A 15,153-nucleotide genomic window follows, 5' to 3' on the forward strand; every position below is an offset into this window, starting at 1 on the left:
GTTGAACAACGCATTGGAAACAGGCACCCGCCTCGGACTAGTTACCCCGTTATCATCTCCGGCGCTATCTGGCGCTAAAGTTCACGCAAACGACGGATCACCCGGAGAAGACGCAGAAACTTCACGGTCTGGGTATCATCCAATAACGGGGGTTCCTCCCGTCCGGCGGTGCCGAACAGAACCGCGCTTAGCGTTAATGCCGGGGCGTCAGTCGCGCTTTCTCCGGTCAGACTGACCAATAAACGCGAAAAAGCCTGCGCTGCCTGCATATTCACCAGACAAAAGCCGGCTGAACCTGCATCCGACACAGCCAGCAAATCGCAGTCACAGCCCATCACTTCGGCCAGTTCAAATGCCAGCCGGAACACCATACCTTGCAGATGCTCAATATCGTCCTGCATCGGGGAAATGTCCCAGACTGAACTGACCGGTTCCAGCCCGGTTTGGGCAAAATGCAGACATTCGGCCTCCGGAGCAGGCTGAGGTGATTCAGGCGGGTTATCCTCGTTATCCGGCTGATAAGGCGGGAGCACCGGATTTTTACGGGAGAACACGACGGATGAGCCCGTTTCTTCCACCGGGGAATGTGCCGTCACCGGATCCGGTGTCGTCTTGCTGACGGACTGAGAAACGCGCCGCGGGTTCGATTCCGGGTTTGGCGCTCGAATCGGTGTCATGTTATGGGTTGCAGCAGAAACTGCCGGCCTGTATTCAAACGCGGTGGCCTGTTCGCCAAAGAGTTGTCTGCGATTACTTTCTTTCGGATCTAATTCCAGTATCCAGCGGTCATAATTGAGTTGCGGGTGTGGTAGGGCCTGCAATAAATCGCCAATCAGCTCATCCCAGAACATGTCCGGCGACCACTCTTCCAGTGCGTCAAACCGACGACAACAGGTTCCAAAAACTTCATCAAAGGTCCGCGTGGATCCCGGATTGATACTGAAAACATACTGCTGCCAGACCGTCTCCGCATCCTGTCGTAATGCCAGTAACCCCCGGATTTGCCCTACGCTCAACCCCGCATTCAGTCGATTAGGCATCCACGGGTACAGGTACTGCACGGTATCTTCCATCCGGCTGATATAACTGCGACTGACAGGAAAGCCCGCTTCACCCAACAACCCTGATAACTCATTTTGGGTGAGTTTCTTTTGCTTCTGCGCTTCATAGAGGCTTCTGGCCTGACAGACGCCTAATGCTTTTTCAATAAAACTCAGATCGCCCCGCAGTTCATTTTCCGCCAGATGTCCGATCACACACTGCAACCGTCCCGGCCACGGTTTAAACAGGCAATGCACCCGGTAAAACCGCTCATCACCGGTTTCCTGCCACAGCTCGGACAAAATTTGATAACGCGTATTCCCACCATCACTGAAGATATAAACCTCGTCACCGTCCGGATCACGGGTGACTTTCGGCACCGTATCCAATCCACGGACTTTGATCGAGGCTTTGATATCGTCATAGCGCGGGTTGCGACGGGTACGGGGGTTATCCGGATTGGGGCGAAGTTGATCCAGCGTTAAAACCATCGGCATCCTGCTCCAGTGAACCGGAATCACGCAGATCGCCATTGTTGGGGCGTTTATCGGGGCGATTTTCGACTTGTCGGTTAAGCTGGGACAGTGCCAGCACCGGGCAATCCAGCTCTTTGCCTAATGCTTTCAGGCTGCGGGAGATATCGGCAATTTCCTGTGTCCGGTTTTCCTGTCCGGGCGCGCACATCAGCTGGAGGTAATCCACCATAATCAGGGCGGGTTTACCGTATTTGCGGGTATAACGACGGGCACGGGCACGCAAGAGTGCCGGTGTCTGGAGGCTGCAATCATCAATAATCAGCCGCTGATCCCATTGGGTAAACTGATCCAGACTCTGGCTGATGCGTCCCCACTGTTCATCATCCAGCAGGCCGCTGCGCAGCGCTGTTAACGCCACGCTGCCTTCCATCGCCGACAAACGCAGCATCAGTTGGGCGATCGGCATTTCCAGACTGAAAACCTGCACCACCGCATCCTCACAGCTTCGTAATGCACCGAGGCAAAACGCCAGCGCCAGTGCAGTTTTGCCCATTGAGGGGCGGGCAGCCAGCAGGATAAGATCCCCCGACTGTAAGCCACAAGTCATGTCATCCAGCGCCTGAAACCCGGTCAGTGTCCCCGTGATCCCGGTGCTGCCCTGTATGCGCTCCAGATGGTCAATCAGCGCCTCCGCCCCCTGCCGCAGGGTGACTGCCTGCTGTTGGCGGGCAGCCCCTTTTTCCGCCAGACTGAACAGCTGGCTTTCAGCCTGTTCAGCCAGAGTCGCGGCCTGCACATTAGGCTGAAAGACGTCAGCACGCAACGAGTTACCCAGTGCCAGTAACTGACGTAACTGGCTTTTTTCTGCCACCATGCGGGCGTATTCCACAATATTGGCAGCACTGGGCGTGTTTTTGCACACTTCTGCCACATACGCAAAGCCCCCCGCACTGTCCAAACGCCCCTGATGTGCCAGTAAATCCGTCAGCGTCAACAGATCATACGGCGTATTTTTTTCTGTCAGCTCTGCCATCGCCTGAAACATTATTCGGTGTGCCGGAAAGAAAAAATCGTCAGGGGTAAGTAGCTGAACAAGGTCATCCCAGCGATCATTGTCCAGCATCAGTCCGCCAATCACGGCCATTTCAGCGTAACCATTGCTGGGTTGTACTTCATTAGCGGCTTGTAAAAAATCATGCCTGTGCATTATCGGCCTCCCTGCTGACATAATTCAGCGCCGCGATTAACCGCTGTTGCAGTTGGGGGGAAGCCACCCAGAACAGCACTTCGTTGGCGGTTAAATACTGCGGTTTACCCTGCTCCCAGCCGCATTCCAACAAGGCCACATTATCCGGTGTCCCGGGCATCAGTGACAACGCACGTAATTCTTCTTCACTGCGGGGACTGAAATGTTCAACTATGTCAGGCGAAATGTCCCAGACAACCGGTAATAATGCCTGAAATTTTGCCAGTGCTGTTTTACGATCCGGCGCATCGACAAACACAAACCACTCATCCTGTGTATCCGTAAACGGCAATTCGGCATTGTCATAACAAAAACAGACAGCACGCCAGATAACATTCATTGCACGTCCCCCGTGGGTTGGCTGATCAATACCGCATCAAACTTTGCGATCCATTCGGGGAACAATTCACAGGCAAGACAGTGCATGGTTTGCGCCGCCGCCAGGCTTTTACGGGTGGTTTTGTATTCCAGACGATGAACAGGCTGAGCACGAACATGCCCCAGTTTGTAGATATCCAGCAGATCAATGCGGGTGCTCAGCAACTGATAAACCTTTCTGCCACCCAACGCTGACGTGTCGTAGCGTTGCTGTTCGATAATATCGGTCAACTCATTAAGTGTATCTCTGTCCAGATTGGTGCCTTCAATACCATTGGCCAGTATCTGGATCAGCGGCAGCTTAATACCGTAATTCTCAAAGGATTGCAGTCGGGTCAACATCCGCAACGTGCCGCGCAGAAACTCACGGACATCCGGTAGGATGGGTTTAATTATCCCCAGCACAAACTGAGTTGCGGTCAGTACCACCAGTTCCGTCATCACTCCAGTTGCGCCTTTGGAGTCAATAAGAATGACGTCATATTGTTGAAAGAGCGGATGTTGCAGAATATTGCGCAAACGCAGGCGACCATCCGGGGCGTGCAGCATCGCGGTTGGCAATAATTCATCGGGATCATTGGAGACAATGACATCGAGATGACGGATCGTTGAACGGGAAATGATCTGGTTCGATTCCCCCAGATCTACCGTCTGCATCAGCAATTCATAGAGCCCGGCAGGCGCTTCATAGTCCAGAATAAAAATACTGCTGGATGTGGGTTGTGAGTAATCGGCGTCGATCAGGAGAGTCTGTAGACCGGCATCGGCAAAAAAACCGGCCAGATTAGCCGCGTGGGTCGATTTACCTTCGCCCCCTTTGGGGGAAATTATGGGAAGAATTATCATTTTGCGCACCAGAACCGGTACACAAAGTAATAAGAATTACATCGTTAACATTTTTTCAACTTAGGAGGGGATTGAAAATCCCCGTGTCGGTGGTTCGATTCCGCCTCCGGGCACCAATTCAACTTCCAGTGAAGTCCAGCCAAGTCAAAAAAGTTCTTAGCAAGTCCAGCAAAATCAATACTATTTACTATTTCTACGTCTGGTTTCGTCTGTTGCAATCAAGATGCAGTGAAGGGCATAATTTCGGGGCATTTACCGTTCGATTACAAGGATTGCCCTTAATAATGAAACTAAATGCCCGGCAAATCGAAACTGCAAAATCCAAAGAAAAAACCTACAAACTCTCTGATGGCGGGGGGGCTTTATTTAGAGGTCTCGTCACGCGGTTCAAAATACTGGCGGATGAAGTATTACCGCCCGACCGATAAGAAAGAAGACCGTCTGGCGTTTGGTGTTTATCCGGCAGTATCGTTAGCCGATGCCCGCGCTAAACGCGATGAAGCCAAAAAGCTGATGGCACAAGGTCTCGATCCCAAAGCTGAGAAAAAAGGCACACCAACGCCCGCCAAAGTAAACACCTTTGAACAAGTCGCCCCATGCATGGCAAGCAACAAACGCTGGGGCGACAGCCACCGTCAAAAAGTGCTGCGCAGCCTTGAGCAATATATTTTCCCGCATATTAGCGCCCGCGATATTACCACATTACGTACCAGCTAGCTTTTGGCTCCGGTCAAAGCCATTGATGAACAGGGTAAACATGATATCGCCCAGCGGTTACGGCAACGTGTCACCGCTATCATGCGCTATGCCGTCCAGAATGATATTCTCGAATCCAGCCCTGCCAGTGATATGGCTGGCGCACTTTCCACCGTAAAATCACGCCATCACCCTGCCCTGCCCATGAAGATTTACCGGATTTCCTGAACCGATTGTCTGTTTATCGCGGGCACCTACTGACCAAAATCGCGGTAGAGCTGGCGTTACTGACGTTTGTCCGCTCCAGTGAGCTGAGATTTGCCCGCTGGCAGGAAATCGACCTTGAAAACGCCGTGTGGAAAATTCCCGCCACAAGGCAACCCATTAAAGGCGTTCGATTCTCTGAGCGCGGCATGAAAATGAAAATGGATCACTTTGTGCCGTTAAGTCGTCAGGCTGTTTTGCTTATCAAAGCGTTACGCGAACTGAGTGGCAATTGCGACGTGATGTTCCCCAGCGATCGCGACTCCAGAAAAGTCATGAGCGAAAACACGGTTAACAAGGCATTACTGGCGATGGGCTACGATACCCAGACCGAAGTCTGCGGGCATGGCTTTCGTACAATGGCACGCGGAGCGATGGGCGAATCCGGCCTGTGGAGTGATGACGCCATTGAACGCCAACTCAGCCATATCGAACGCAACAACGTGCGGGCAGCCTATATTCACACTTCCAAACATCTGGATGAACGGCGGTTGATGGTGCAATGGTCGGCGGATTATCTGGATGCGAACCGGGAAAAATCCGTGACACCGTATGACTTCGCCAAACCACTGTGCGACAGAAAAAACCGATAGTACGATTTGCAACTCGTTAATTTTCATCGGGAGAAAAACAATTAACGCTGTTCATTTAATCTTGCATTTTAAATAATCCGCCTGTCATCAGATAACGTCCACGATGAGCGCTCAGGGACTCGGTAACAGGAGAATGAATATGACAATGGCAGCATTAAAAATAAGTCTGATCCGTCTGCCGGAAGTACAACGCAGAACAGGTTACAGCAAAGCGTGGATTTACAAACTGATTAGCGACGGTGCATTCCCGCAGCAGGCCAAGATTGGTCCGCGTTCAGTGGCTTTTATTGAAGCAGAGATTGATGACTGGATCGCCCAGCGCATTGCTGAATCACGCGCGGCATAACACAGAAAATAACATGACATAAGAACAAGATAAAAGCACAACGCCCCAGAGTGTCCGACCACATCTGAGGCGTATCACCAACAACCGTTAAGAAAGGTAAAAACGATGGCTGATACACAGCATACCCAAACTCGCCCTGAATTTACAGTTCAAAAAAACAGCAAGCACCCAAAAACCGCTCGACCTGATCCAGACCGTGAAAACTTCTGCCATGTATTCTTGGCAAAATTTGTTGCCAGCTTGCGGCATTGATATCCCAGCAAAAGGTAAACATGGTACCTGCCCTGTTTGTGGCAGTACTGACCGTTTTCACTTTATCGATGATCATCACCACGGCAATTGGCATTGCCGCCAGTGTGATACCCCGAACTATAGTGATGGGCTTGATTTGGTGGCAAAAACTAAAGGAGTTTCCATCAGTGAGGTGGCAAAAGTTGTTGCAGATGTTCTGGCGTTACCGTTGCCAGAATCCAAACCCACCAGAGAAACCATTCAAACCACACAACTGATTGCCGAAAAAGTGGCATCACTAATGGCGCAAACTGTTGCCGGGCAATCTCCTTATCTGGCTGCAAAAGGGCTGGATTAACAAATATTGGCAAAATCTCAGCAGAAAAAGCAGCTCTTGCGGTTAATGGTTGGATCACGTTGCCACCGGATGCCGTTAAAGCTGACTAGGACGATTATCGTCAGCATCATGGTATTGAGGCAACAAAGCAGGCATTCAGTAAGGGCTTGTATCAAATGGGGAAGTTAATGAACAGTCACACAACAGAAAACCGAAATTATGACAATGTAGAAACTCTTTATCCAAAGCGTAAGACAAAATTACCACTATCCATTGGTTCAGAAGGCTTTGATGCACAGTTGGATTATGTTGCTAAAGGCATCATTCCAGCACATTCTTTATACAGCATTTACGGGGCGAGCGGATCATATAAAAGTTTTCTGGCGGGAGCGTGGGGCTGTCATATTGCCACGGGTAAGGCATGGGCTGGAAAATCGGTTGCTCAGGGTTCCGTACTGTACGTGGTCAGTGAAGGTGGGATCGGCGTGCCTCGGCGCATCAAAGCATGGGAAATCGTCAACGGTCAGACGGTTAAAAATATGTATCTGATTAACACTCCCGTGTTTCTGGCCTCGCCTGCCGAAGTGCATGAACTGGTGATTGCCGCCCGGTAGGTTGAAGCTGAAACCGGTCAGCCGATATGCCTGATTATTCTGGATACCCTTGCTCGCTGCTTTGGCGGGGTTGATGAAAATGATTCAAAAGATATGGGCGCGTTTGTTCGGGGTTGTAATGAATTAAAAGCCAAGACAGGGGCAAGCATTCTCGTGGTTCACCATTCCGGCAAAGATGAAAGCAAAGGTGCAAGAGGTTCCAGCGCCCTTCGTGCCGCATTGTATGTTGAATACAAGATCAACCGGAAAGGGAAAAAAGGCGGCTCGCTGGTTATCACCTGTACCAAAATGAAAGATGCCGAAGAACCGGAAACCAAAGCCTATAATATGCGTGTGGTTGAACTCTTTACCGATAAAGATGGTGAAGATATTACATCACTGGCTCTGATTGACAGACCACGTGATCCAGTTGAAGAGGAAGAAATTGAACGCATCCCCAATAAGACCGATAACCACACAGCATTATGGCAATGTATCCGGTCTCGCACTGACCTTGTCCGTGATGATTTAAAATCGATGAGGGTTAATGTGAAGAATTTCAGCCGCTGGTTGACCAAGTTAGAGCAAGACGGGCTGATTACCCGTAACGGGCAGGAACTCACCATTGTTAACCAGAATAATGAAAATTAAAAAACGAGGAGATGATGAGGAAATATTTTTTCTGGCAGGCATTTTTTCGGCTCTCCTAGTTACCGGGTTAATGTATTAGCCCGGTAACTAGGAGAAGACAAGTGTAGCGCGTCAGTGTCAATCTGAACAGGTCAAAAATGAGACCATCTAAACGATCACGTTTAAAATGAAATGGCGATTACACAAAATACTAAACAAGGTCTAGGGCCAAATTCTTCGGAAACAAGATCCTATTTTTTCCAGACACAATCACCTATTTTTTCATCATAAGCATCTTCAATTTCTACAAAATCAACTCGCTTACCTTTTTTATTTTTATATATTAAACCAGAGTAGTACGTTCCTTGTGAAAGAACCGTATAGGTTCCATTGACTTCCCCTTTAATTATTTCATGCCATACCGTTGTATCGATAGATGGCCTAGTCTCACTTAATATTACATCGTCCTTCACAAAAACAATCGGTATAGCATTATCGGACTTTTCATACTTAACATAACCAAGATAGGCTTTATCTTTTTCTGAATACAAAGTGACATATTTTATATTTATCGGTTTATCATCATCAGTATAACAAGAAACTGAAATAGATAATTCGGACGCAAAAACATTGGAAGATGATATGATAAACATCAAAAAAATAATTTTTTTAAACATTTTAATTTCCTCTTCTTTCTCTGCTTTCCCTTTCTGCCACTCTTCTCAGAACCGCGATTCTCTCGTTTATATAATTGGGGACATTACGCTTTTTTATTTCATATATTTTTTTATCCAATTGTTTTTCTGGAAAAGGACTTGCAGCGAGTAATTCCTGTGCTCTTTCATAACCTCTCAAAGCTTCATCTCTATTTTTTACCGGTCCATGTTGTGTTGTACCAGAATCATGCCAGAGCCCCCATGCAAAAGAATTAATTGGGTTATTGTAGATAGAACTACGAGTAAATTCGAATCTTTCATCTTCTAACAATTGATTAAGATGTCCAGCCTTCAATACCGTAATTGCTGTTCTTAGTTTATTTAATCTATCAGTATAACCAGTGAATCCTCCATTAATAATAGCAGTCACTTTGTTAAAATCGTCACGCCTAGCAGCATTAAAAGCTCTGGCGTGTATTTTATAAGGCACTCCAACCAGTGGCTTACCTTCTTCATCCACAAGTTGAAATTCAATCCAATGTCTCAATATATTTTGACAATCAATGCAATCCGTTGGTTCTAACTGACTCATTCTTTTCTTCCTTATATAGATAGTTGTTGACTAACCTTAGCTATCTTTGTTAATCGCAGCCTGTTGGCTATCTGTAATAAAGTGTTCAACAGTAACTGTTTTTCATCCCTTGCCTGTTTCAGCCATACGACAAGGCTGTGCTGCAATTGCCCTGCCGGTTCGTCCAGTTTCAGTGCCAATTCGGGATTTTCTTCCCAAAGCTGGCAACTTAAGACATAGGCCAGATTTTTAAGAGTCGTATCGGTTGAGTAACGCGCTTCAATCAGATGATCGCCCAATACAAATAAACTTGTGTTCAGTTCCTGAGGGCAATTTTCTGGCCGGTAATAGTAAACCGGGTTAGGCGTATCGATCATCAGCTCATTAACCGGTGTTAACAGTTCACGCCAGTCCCCCGATTTCAGGGCGGGCAGCAACGGTGTGAAAATACGGTTATCCATCAACCTCAACACTACAACCTGACCACGCAGCAACACCTGCTGATGTAACCGCCAATGCTCTAATTGAAATGACCACGGTAAAGTGCTGCGATATCCCCAGCCCCAACTGGCATCGCTGAATGCGTGTTTATCCAGCAGTAAGGCCAGTTCCGGCAGGCATTTTACTTTGGGTTGTATCAGCCACGGGCTTTGTTCCAGCATGGCATTCATCGGTGTACCGCTGTAGAGCGGAAATGCCTGCTCTGTCCAACCGTTGAGATAAAAAAGCTGGACGGGATTCGGCTCCGCCAAACTGTTGACCAGAAAATAACACTCGCCCCTGTCCTGCTGTGATAACCAATTTTTCCAATTAGCCGATTCCATCATGCTTCCTCTGCTCCGGTGATAACCCAATTTTCTTCTTGCTGTGCGAGAATGGCACAAGGGGGTTTAGCCGGAAATTCGGTTACCGGTAGTGCTTCCGCCATCGGAAGTTGCCCTACTTGTGCGAGCGGTGCTACCCCCTCTGGGAGTTGCAGTGAAACCCCACGCCCGCTGCCTGCGGAACCCTGCCCGACATTAATCATTGAAGACAAAATACCGCCCGGTGTGACTTTGAGAAAACTGCCGCCCACTTTCAGCGTGATTTCTGCCGCCGCTTCCAGCACCACTTTGCCACCGCTTTTCAGGTGGATTTCCTGCCCGCTGTCAATCACGGTGGCATCCCCGGTCTGGGTATGCTGGCTGCCGGCAATCCGGTGCGACACATCGCCTTCGGTGGTGATTTTGCGCGAACCGGCGACCTGATGATGGTCATCGGCGCGGATATCGTGGTAACGGTTGTTATCGATACGCTGTTTCTGGTCGTGTTTGATATGCCAGTAAGCATCATTTTCAATATGTGCAGTCAGGTCTTTCTGACCGTGGAGATAGATTTCTTCACTGTCTTTTGCATCCTCAAAACGCAGTTCATTAAACCCTTTGCCCTTGTGTGTCTTGGTCTTAAAGGTGGTGCGGGTTTTTTGGGCCGGTAAATCCAGTGGCGGACGGTTCAGGCCGTTGTAAACACACCCCGTGACAATGGGCCGGTCAATATCGCCGTTCAGATAAGAGATAATCACCTCCTGCCCGATACGCGGTATTGCCATAAAACCAAAGCCGTTACCGTTCCAGCCCTGTGCCACACGAACCCAGCACGAAGCGCCATCATCCGGTTGGTCATAGCGGTTCCAGTGGAAATGCACTTTAATCGCACCGTCTTTATTGACGAAAATTTCCTCTCCTTCCGGGCCAACCACGATGGCCGTTTCATCACCATCCGCCAGCGGTTTGTAGTGAAAAGGCGGACGGTAATCATCGAGACCGGAAATAAAACTGAAATGGTTAGAAAGTGTCGTGCCTTCACCACCACTGTCTCCTAATGCCTGCGGGCAGCGTCCGTGATGGCTGATACCGACTACCTGCCAGCGAACATTCAGCGGATTATGCGGATGGCTTTTTATCTCGAAGATTTTGCCCGGCATCAGTTTGATGCAGTTACTGCTGCCACTGCCGGTTTGCTTCTGGTTATTCAATGCTTCTTGTCGGTATTTTAAAAACGGGATAGCGGCGGCATCTTTCTGGAAGCGCCCGTAACTTTCAAACACGGTATAGGGGGTCTGGCTGCCAAAATCGCGGAAGCCTTCGCTGCTGTGCATATGAGAGAGGTGATAGCGCGGGTTCTCCGGGTTGAAGTCTTTATGCAGGCTGCGCTGCGGACTCATGCCGACACCCAGCCGCACCTGATAAATGGTATCGATTCCGTCGGCTGTTTCCGGCTGCGGCTGGTATTGCAGCGGCAGCCCGGCCGTCATGCCCAGATGGCTGTCACTGAAAAATAGCGTTTCATCCTCAAACCAGAAACTGAATCCTTCTTCCGCCGCTAACCGGCAGAAAAACGCATAATCCGATTCGCGTTTCTGGGTGACGTATTCCCTGTCCTGATGGGTGTCGTAGAGTTTTGAATCGGCTTTCACCCGGTGTTTTTTCAGCAGGCTGTTTAAAATTGCCGGCACATTTTGCTGATGATAAATCCGGCTGTCCTGATTGAGCGTCAACCGCCAACAGGCAGGCCGCACGGTCACGGTATAGAGCGTCTTATTGCCATCCGTACCCGCCCAGTCCGCATGGGAGATGATACCGGTGATTTTGCGCTGCTCGGTTTCGCCGTTAAAAACCTGTAATACCGCTTCCTGCATCAGCAGCGAGGCTAAATCAATTTCCGCCTGCGGTTTAAACGGGTTCGCGTTACCGACTCTGACTAACGTCAGGTGCAGGGTAAAAAGTTCAGATAATCCTTCCTGTAGAGAGAGAATTCCCCTACAGCAAAAGTGTCTTCCGGCACACCGGCGATGTGGCAGACAAAGCGTAATCCACTTTTCATGTTGATTTTTTTCCTTCTGGTTTATTTCATCGGTTCCTTAATCCATTACATTTCCGGGCGTAACCCGTCGACATGCCAGAACTGCCAGAGCACCTTGTGACTGTCTGGGGTGAAAATCTCCAGCATGACAAACGCAGACCGGGTGATGAAACAGGCCAGCGCCTGATTGATTAACCGGCAGAAGCGATACATCTCGCCCGGATTACGGTAGCAGTCAGGATTCAGGGTCAGCGAGAGTAAATGCCCGCGAATGGAGCGACCTAGCCGCATTCGGTCGGTCAGACGCTCTTCGACCTGCACAATGCCGTCAATGTGTTGGCGGAACTGACGGCTCAGGGGGCGATGCGTATCGGCATACGGGTCAAATAACCGGAGAAACAGTTTCAGGCTTTCGGTGGCAAACAACATCATCGGCGGGCTGGAGAGGCAGGACAGCAGCGGCCAGCCACTATTTTCCTGCAACAGTGGCGGGTAATCGGTGGTGACCGGCATGATATTGTGTACGCTGAGATGAGACGGTGAGCCTTCCTGCGTCACGGTAATGGTCTCTTGCGTTAATCCCAGCGCCTGTTCATGGTAGCCAGTGAAATAACACGAAACCTCAATGGCAGGTAAGTTGTTTGCAGGTTTGCCCGTCAAATCAAAAAAGTGCAGCCGATGCTGTATTTTGCCCAGAAAATCCTGCTCGGTATGAAGCTGGTAGTAAAACGTGTCGGGTTGCCGATCGTCATCCAGAAAATGCCCGGCGGGGGTAAACTGTTCAATCGGCAGCCAGTGATAAGGTGTGCCGCGTTGCTTACTGTCATCGGGTTGTTGCACGACCTCAATCTCACCCAGCCGGAACAACCTCACCGACTCCCCCAATGGCAGGGGATAACGGTGATTGCCAGCCTCCAGCAAAATGGGTGGACTGTTTTGATTTTCCAGATGAATGGCTGGGACACAGCCCAGTCTGAAAGCATCATCGACATTATCCAGTGGCAATTCACCCTCGAAACGAAAAATCAGCTCAAATGTGCCGTCCGCATTCAGTGGTACTTTTGTGCAACTTTTGCTGATATCCAGCGTGACAAAGTTATACAGTTGGGACAGTGCATAATATTCCACTAACGGTTGCAGGCCGGAATACGTATTCTTTGGTACAGACAGCACCGGATTATCAAACAGATCATGCCAGCCATAAGGGAAACCGCGCAGTTTTCGCTGCTCTCCCTATGTGCTCAAGCTGACACCACAAAGGTGTTGATCCAGCCACAGGCTGAGCTGTGCGGCCTTTTCCGTGTCAGTACCGAGGAAAAAAGTTAATATGCCACTTTGCCAGACCGGAGACACCGTGCCGGTTTGACGCAGGGTCAGAATAATGTCGCTGTGAGTGCCGGTTTTTTTCACTGTACGTTGTTGCACGACCAATGGTTCAATATGCAGCGTCCGGCGGGTTTTAAACGTCATTAACTGCCCGTTGTGGTGAGCCGAAACAGCGGTGTTCACCGGAATATCCGTGCTGCCCTGATGCTCGCCATCGGCAGGATAGAACCGCACTATCGTGGTGGGAGGAAGGGGACACAACGCCAGCGGCCAGATACGGGACAGAATACCGTGCGTAATTTCGGGGAGTTCGTCCTCCAGTTTATCCCGTACATTGGCAATTAACAGGGCAAAGGCTTCAAAAAGACGCGTAATATCGGGATCATGGGATGCAATCAGAAAATCCGCCAGATGCGGCGAGTCTTTCGCCACGCGTTGCGCCAGTTCCCGCAGATAGGCGCGTTCTCGCAGGTACAGTGATTCCTTGTTGTTTTTCATTGAATTTTACTTATGTTTTATCTGTCAGAGAACGGTTTTGTGTTGAATCAAACGGGCATTCAGTCTGTAAAAGTGGTTTATTGTACATATTTATCAATAAAATTAATTAACCAATTAAATCCAATTTTTGTCTGACTTTGGCCGAATATGGGGGTATTAGCGGAATTTGTGAGAAAATTCAGGTAAAAATAAAGATGACACGGACTACCACGCAGGGCAAACGAGTCTAAATTGACCAATGGAATTAACTGAATATATTCGGTCGCCGTTTGTGATTTATAATCAGCACCCTGTCAATAATAACCGTAGAAACTGCCCTCAGCCATGCCTTTGGTCACCTCACTGATCCGCGTGTTAGCCGAACTAAACAGTATGCGCTCATTGATATTCTGACCATCTCGATTTGTGCCGTGATCTGTGGTTGTGAAGGCTTCCATGCGATTGAAAAATACGGTAAAGCCTAAAGAAGACTGGTTTCGTCAGTTTTTGGATCTTCCCAATGGAATACCCAGCCATGATATCTTTAACGATGTGATAAACCGGCTTGATTCCCACGAATTTAGGCACGCTTTTACCCAATGGGTGAACAACTTAGCCAAAATATCCGATGATATTATCGCGTTGGATAGCAAAACGTTGCAGGGAATTTTTGTTAGGATCATGCCAAAGCCCCCATGCAAATGAATTAATTCTACTATTGTAGATAGCGCTACGAGCAAACTCGAATTTTTGTCATCTAATAATTGATTAAGATGTTCAGCTTTAAATGCTTTAATAGCTCTTTTTAGATAATCTAAACGGTCATTATAATGAGTAAATCCTCCATTGAGAAGCGCGGTTACTTTATTAAAATCGTCATTTTTAGCTGAGTCAACACATGATTTGTGTCATGTATTCAACGCGTTGAAACTCCTCAAACATAATATTCACGCTCAATGAAAGTACCGATGATTTTGTCATGCATCTCAGGGGATTTTGAATAACCCAGTATCTTACGATTCAGGCGATTAATCCGGTTACGTAAAGTTAAGTTTTCACGTTCGATACGTTGTGTAAAATATTTCTCAATCAGATGCTTGGCTGAAGGCAGTAAATGATAGGCACGGTAGTTATCAGTACACTAAAAGCAGGCGCAATGATACGTTTTAAGCGAGGCTCCCAAACATACCATAACCAACGTTGACACTTTTTATTCCCAACAAATGACCCTATTTCGTTAACTTCACAGACAAATTCAATTTCAACTTTATCCAGTGGTAAAGTCGTTACACATCACGGCTGGAGTTTTTTAAAACGCGGACAGAACAATACCTTGAATACATGACCAGTTTATTAATAATATCTTTATAGTGATTTATTTTTGTTTAATAAATGTCTTAATAAGAATAAAAATTCTATTTTAATCTTCTTGCTTTAATCAAAAGAAATATACCAAATAAAAAATAAATCAAAAAATAATAACTCTATAAAAATAATTGCCCTATTAAACCTTGGATTCGCATGATAGGTGCAATTTCTGAAAAAGGTGGTCAGTTGCTATAGTAGGCATCTTTCTCGCCAAAGGAAAATGCGCTATGGCCTATA

Annotated in this window: 11 protein-coding genes and 6 pseudogenes; 7 read left to right on the top strand and 10 right to left on the bottom strand. The window is 48.1% G+C overall.

Features of this window, described 5'->3' with window-relative positions; all coding sequences use genetic code 11:
- Positions 1-74 precede the first annotated feature (74 nt).
- From BM135_RS10035 to BM135_RS10050, 4 genes are read right to left on the bottom strand one after another with little or no spacing between them, the layout of a single operon-like run.
- Positions 75-1,574 carry a ParB family protein gene (locus BM135_RS10035; protein ID WP_092519609.1) on the bottom strand — a complete coding sequence of 500 codons (1,500 nt, stop codon included), beginning with the start codon at positions 1,572-1,574 and terminating at the stop codon, positions 75-77.
- Positions 1,492-2,724: a replicative DNA helicase gene (dnaB, locus tag BM135_RS10040; RefSeq protein WP_422646143.1), complete on the bottom strand. Its 1,233-nt coding sequence runs from the start codon at positions 2,722-2,724 to the stop codon at positions 1,492-1,494. Before dnaB ends, BM135_RS10035 begins: the two co-directional genes overlap by 83 nt.
- Positions 2,711-3,103, bottom strand: coding sequence for a hypothetical protein (locus BM135_RS10045; RefSeq protein ID WP_092519610.1), 393 nt, complete (start codon positions 3,101-3,103; stop codon positions 2,711-2,713). The genes dnaB and BM135_RS10045 overlap by 14 nt, the downstream gene beginning before the upstream one ends.
- Positions 3,100-3,987: a ParA family protein gene (locus tag BM135_RS10050; protein ID WP_092519611.1), complete on the bottom strand. Its 888-nt coding sequence runs from the start codon at positions 3,985-3,987 to the stop codon at positions 3,100-3,102. Before BM135_RS10050 ends, BM135_RS10045 begins: the two co-directional genes overlap by 4 nt.
- Positions 3,988-4,271: 284 nt before the next feature.
- On the opposite strand from BM135_RS10050, the pseudogene BM135_RS10055 reads away from it, so the two are divergent.
- The 5 genes and pseudogenes from BM135_RS10055 to BM135_RS10070 form a co-directional block, all read left to right on the top strand.
- Positions 4,272-5,540, top strand: a pseudogene (locus BM135_RS10055) (tyrosine-type recombinase/integrase).
- A gap of 139 nt (positions 5,541-5,679) precedes the next feature.
- Positions 5,680-5,886, top strand: a complete 207-nt coding sequence (locus tag BM135_RS10060) for a helix-turn-helix transcriptional regulator (protein ID WP_092519612.1) — start codon at positions 5,680-5,682, stop codon at positions 5,884-5,886.
- A gap of 105 nt (positions 5,887-5,991) precedes the next feature.
- Positions 5,992-6,138 carry a hypothetical protein gene (locus BM135_RS16975; RefSeq protein ID WP_175486069.1) on the top strand — a complete coding sequence of 49 codons (147 nt, stop codon included), beginning with the start codon at positions 5,992-5,994 and terminating at the stop codon, positions 6,136-6,138.
- Positions 6,098-6,630, top strand: a pseudogene (locus tag BM135_RS10065) (primase-helicase zinc-binding domain-containing protein); the annotation flags it as partial. The gene BM135_RS16975 and the pseudogene BM135_RS10065, both read left to right, overlap by 41 nt.
- A gap of 66 nt (positions 6,631-6,696) precedes the next feature.
- A pseudogene (locus BM135_RS10070) lies at positions 6,697-7,698 on the top strand (helicase RepA family protein); the annotation flags it as partial.
- 230 nt (positions 7,699-7,928) lie between these two features.
- On the opposite strand, the gene BM135_RS10075 reads toward BM135_RS10070, so the two are convergent.
- The 5 genes and pseudogenes from BM135_RS10075 to BM135_RS10095 all read right to left on the bottom strand — a co-directional run bounded on the left by BM135_RS10075 (position 7,929) and on the right by BM135_RS10095 (position 13,569).
- On the bottom strand, positions 7,929-8,354 hold the full coding sequence (locus BM135_RS10075) for a hypothetical protein (RefSeq protein WP_092519613.1): 426 nt from the start codon (positions 8,352-8,354) through the stop codon (positions 7,929-7,931).
- A 1-nt stretch (position 8,355) separates the two neighbouring features.
- Positions 8,356-8,925 (bottom strand): hypothetical protein, encoded by a 570-nt coding sequence (locus BM135_RS10080; RefSeq protein WP_092519614.1) that lies wholly within the window; start codon positions 8,923-8,925, stop codon positions 8,356-8,358.
- A gap of 11 nt (positions 8,926-8,936) precedes the next feature.
- Positions 8,937-9,731 carry a DUF4123 domain-containing protein gene (locus BM135_RS10085; RefSeq protein WP_092519615.1) on the bottom strand — a complete coding sequence of 265 codons (795 nt, stop codon included), beginning with the start codon at positions 9,729-9,731 and terminating at the stop codon, positions 8,937-8,939.
- Positions 9,728-11,766 (bottom strand): annotated as a pseudogene (locus tag BM135_RS10090) (type VI secretion system Vgr family protein). The gene BM135_RS10085 and the pseudogene BM135_RS10090 overlap by 4 nt, the downstream one beginning before the upstream one ends.
- 45 nt (positions 11,767-11,811) lie before the next feature.
- Positions 11,812-13,569, bottom strand: a pseudogene (locus BM135_RS10095) (type VI secretion system baseplate subunit TssF).
- A 380-nt stretch (positions 13,570-13,949) separates the two neighbouring features.
- Between BM135_RS10095 and BM135_RS17970 the strand changes: the two are divergent.
- Positions 13,950-14,033, top strand: a complete 84-nt coding sequence (locus BM135_RS17970) for a hypothetical protein (RefSeq protein WP_281244130.1) — start codon at positions 13,950-13,952, stop codon at positions 14,031-14,033.
- The gene (locus tag BM135_RS10100; RefSeq protein WP_281244129.1) at positions 14,005-14,253 is read left to right on the top strand and encodes a transposase family protein; all 249 of its coding nucleotides are present in this window, start codon (positions 14,005-14,007) and stop codon (positions 14,251-14,253) included. Before BM135_RS17970 ends, BM135_RS10100 begins: the two co-directional genes overlap by 29 nt.
- Before the next feature lie 229 nt (positions 14,254-14,482).
- Here the strand turns inward: BM135_RS10100 and BM135_RS10105 are convergent.
- Positions 14,483-14,838 (bottom strand): annotated as a pseudogene (locus BM135_RS10105) (IS1 family transposase); the annotation flags it as partial.
- Positions 14,839-15,153 lie beyond the last annotated feature (315 nt).

Origin of the sequence: Xenorhabdus japonica (assembly GCF_900115195.1) — a bacterium.
Taxonomy (GTDB): Bacteria; Pseudomonadota; Gammaproteobacteria; order Enterobacterales; family Enterobacteriaceae; genus Xenorhabdus; species Xenorhabdus japonica.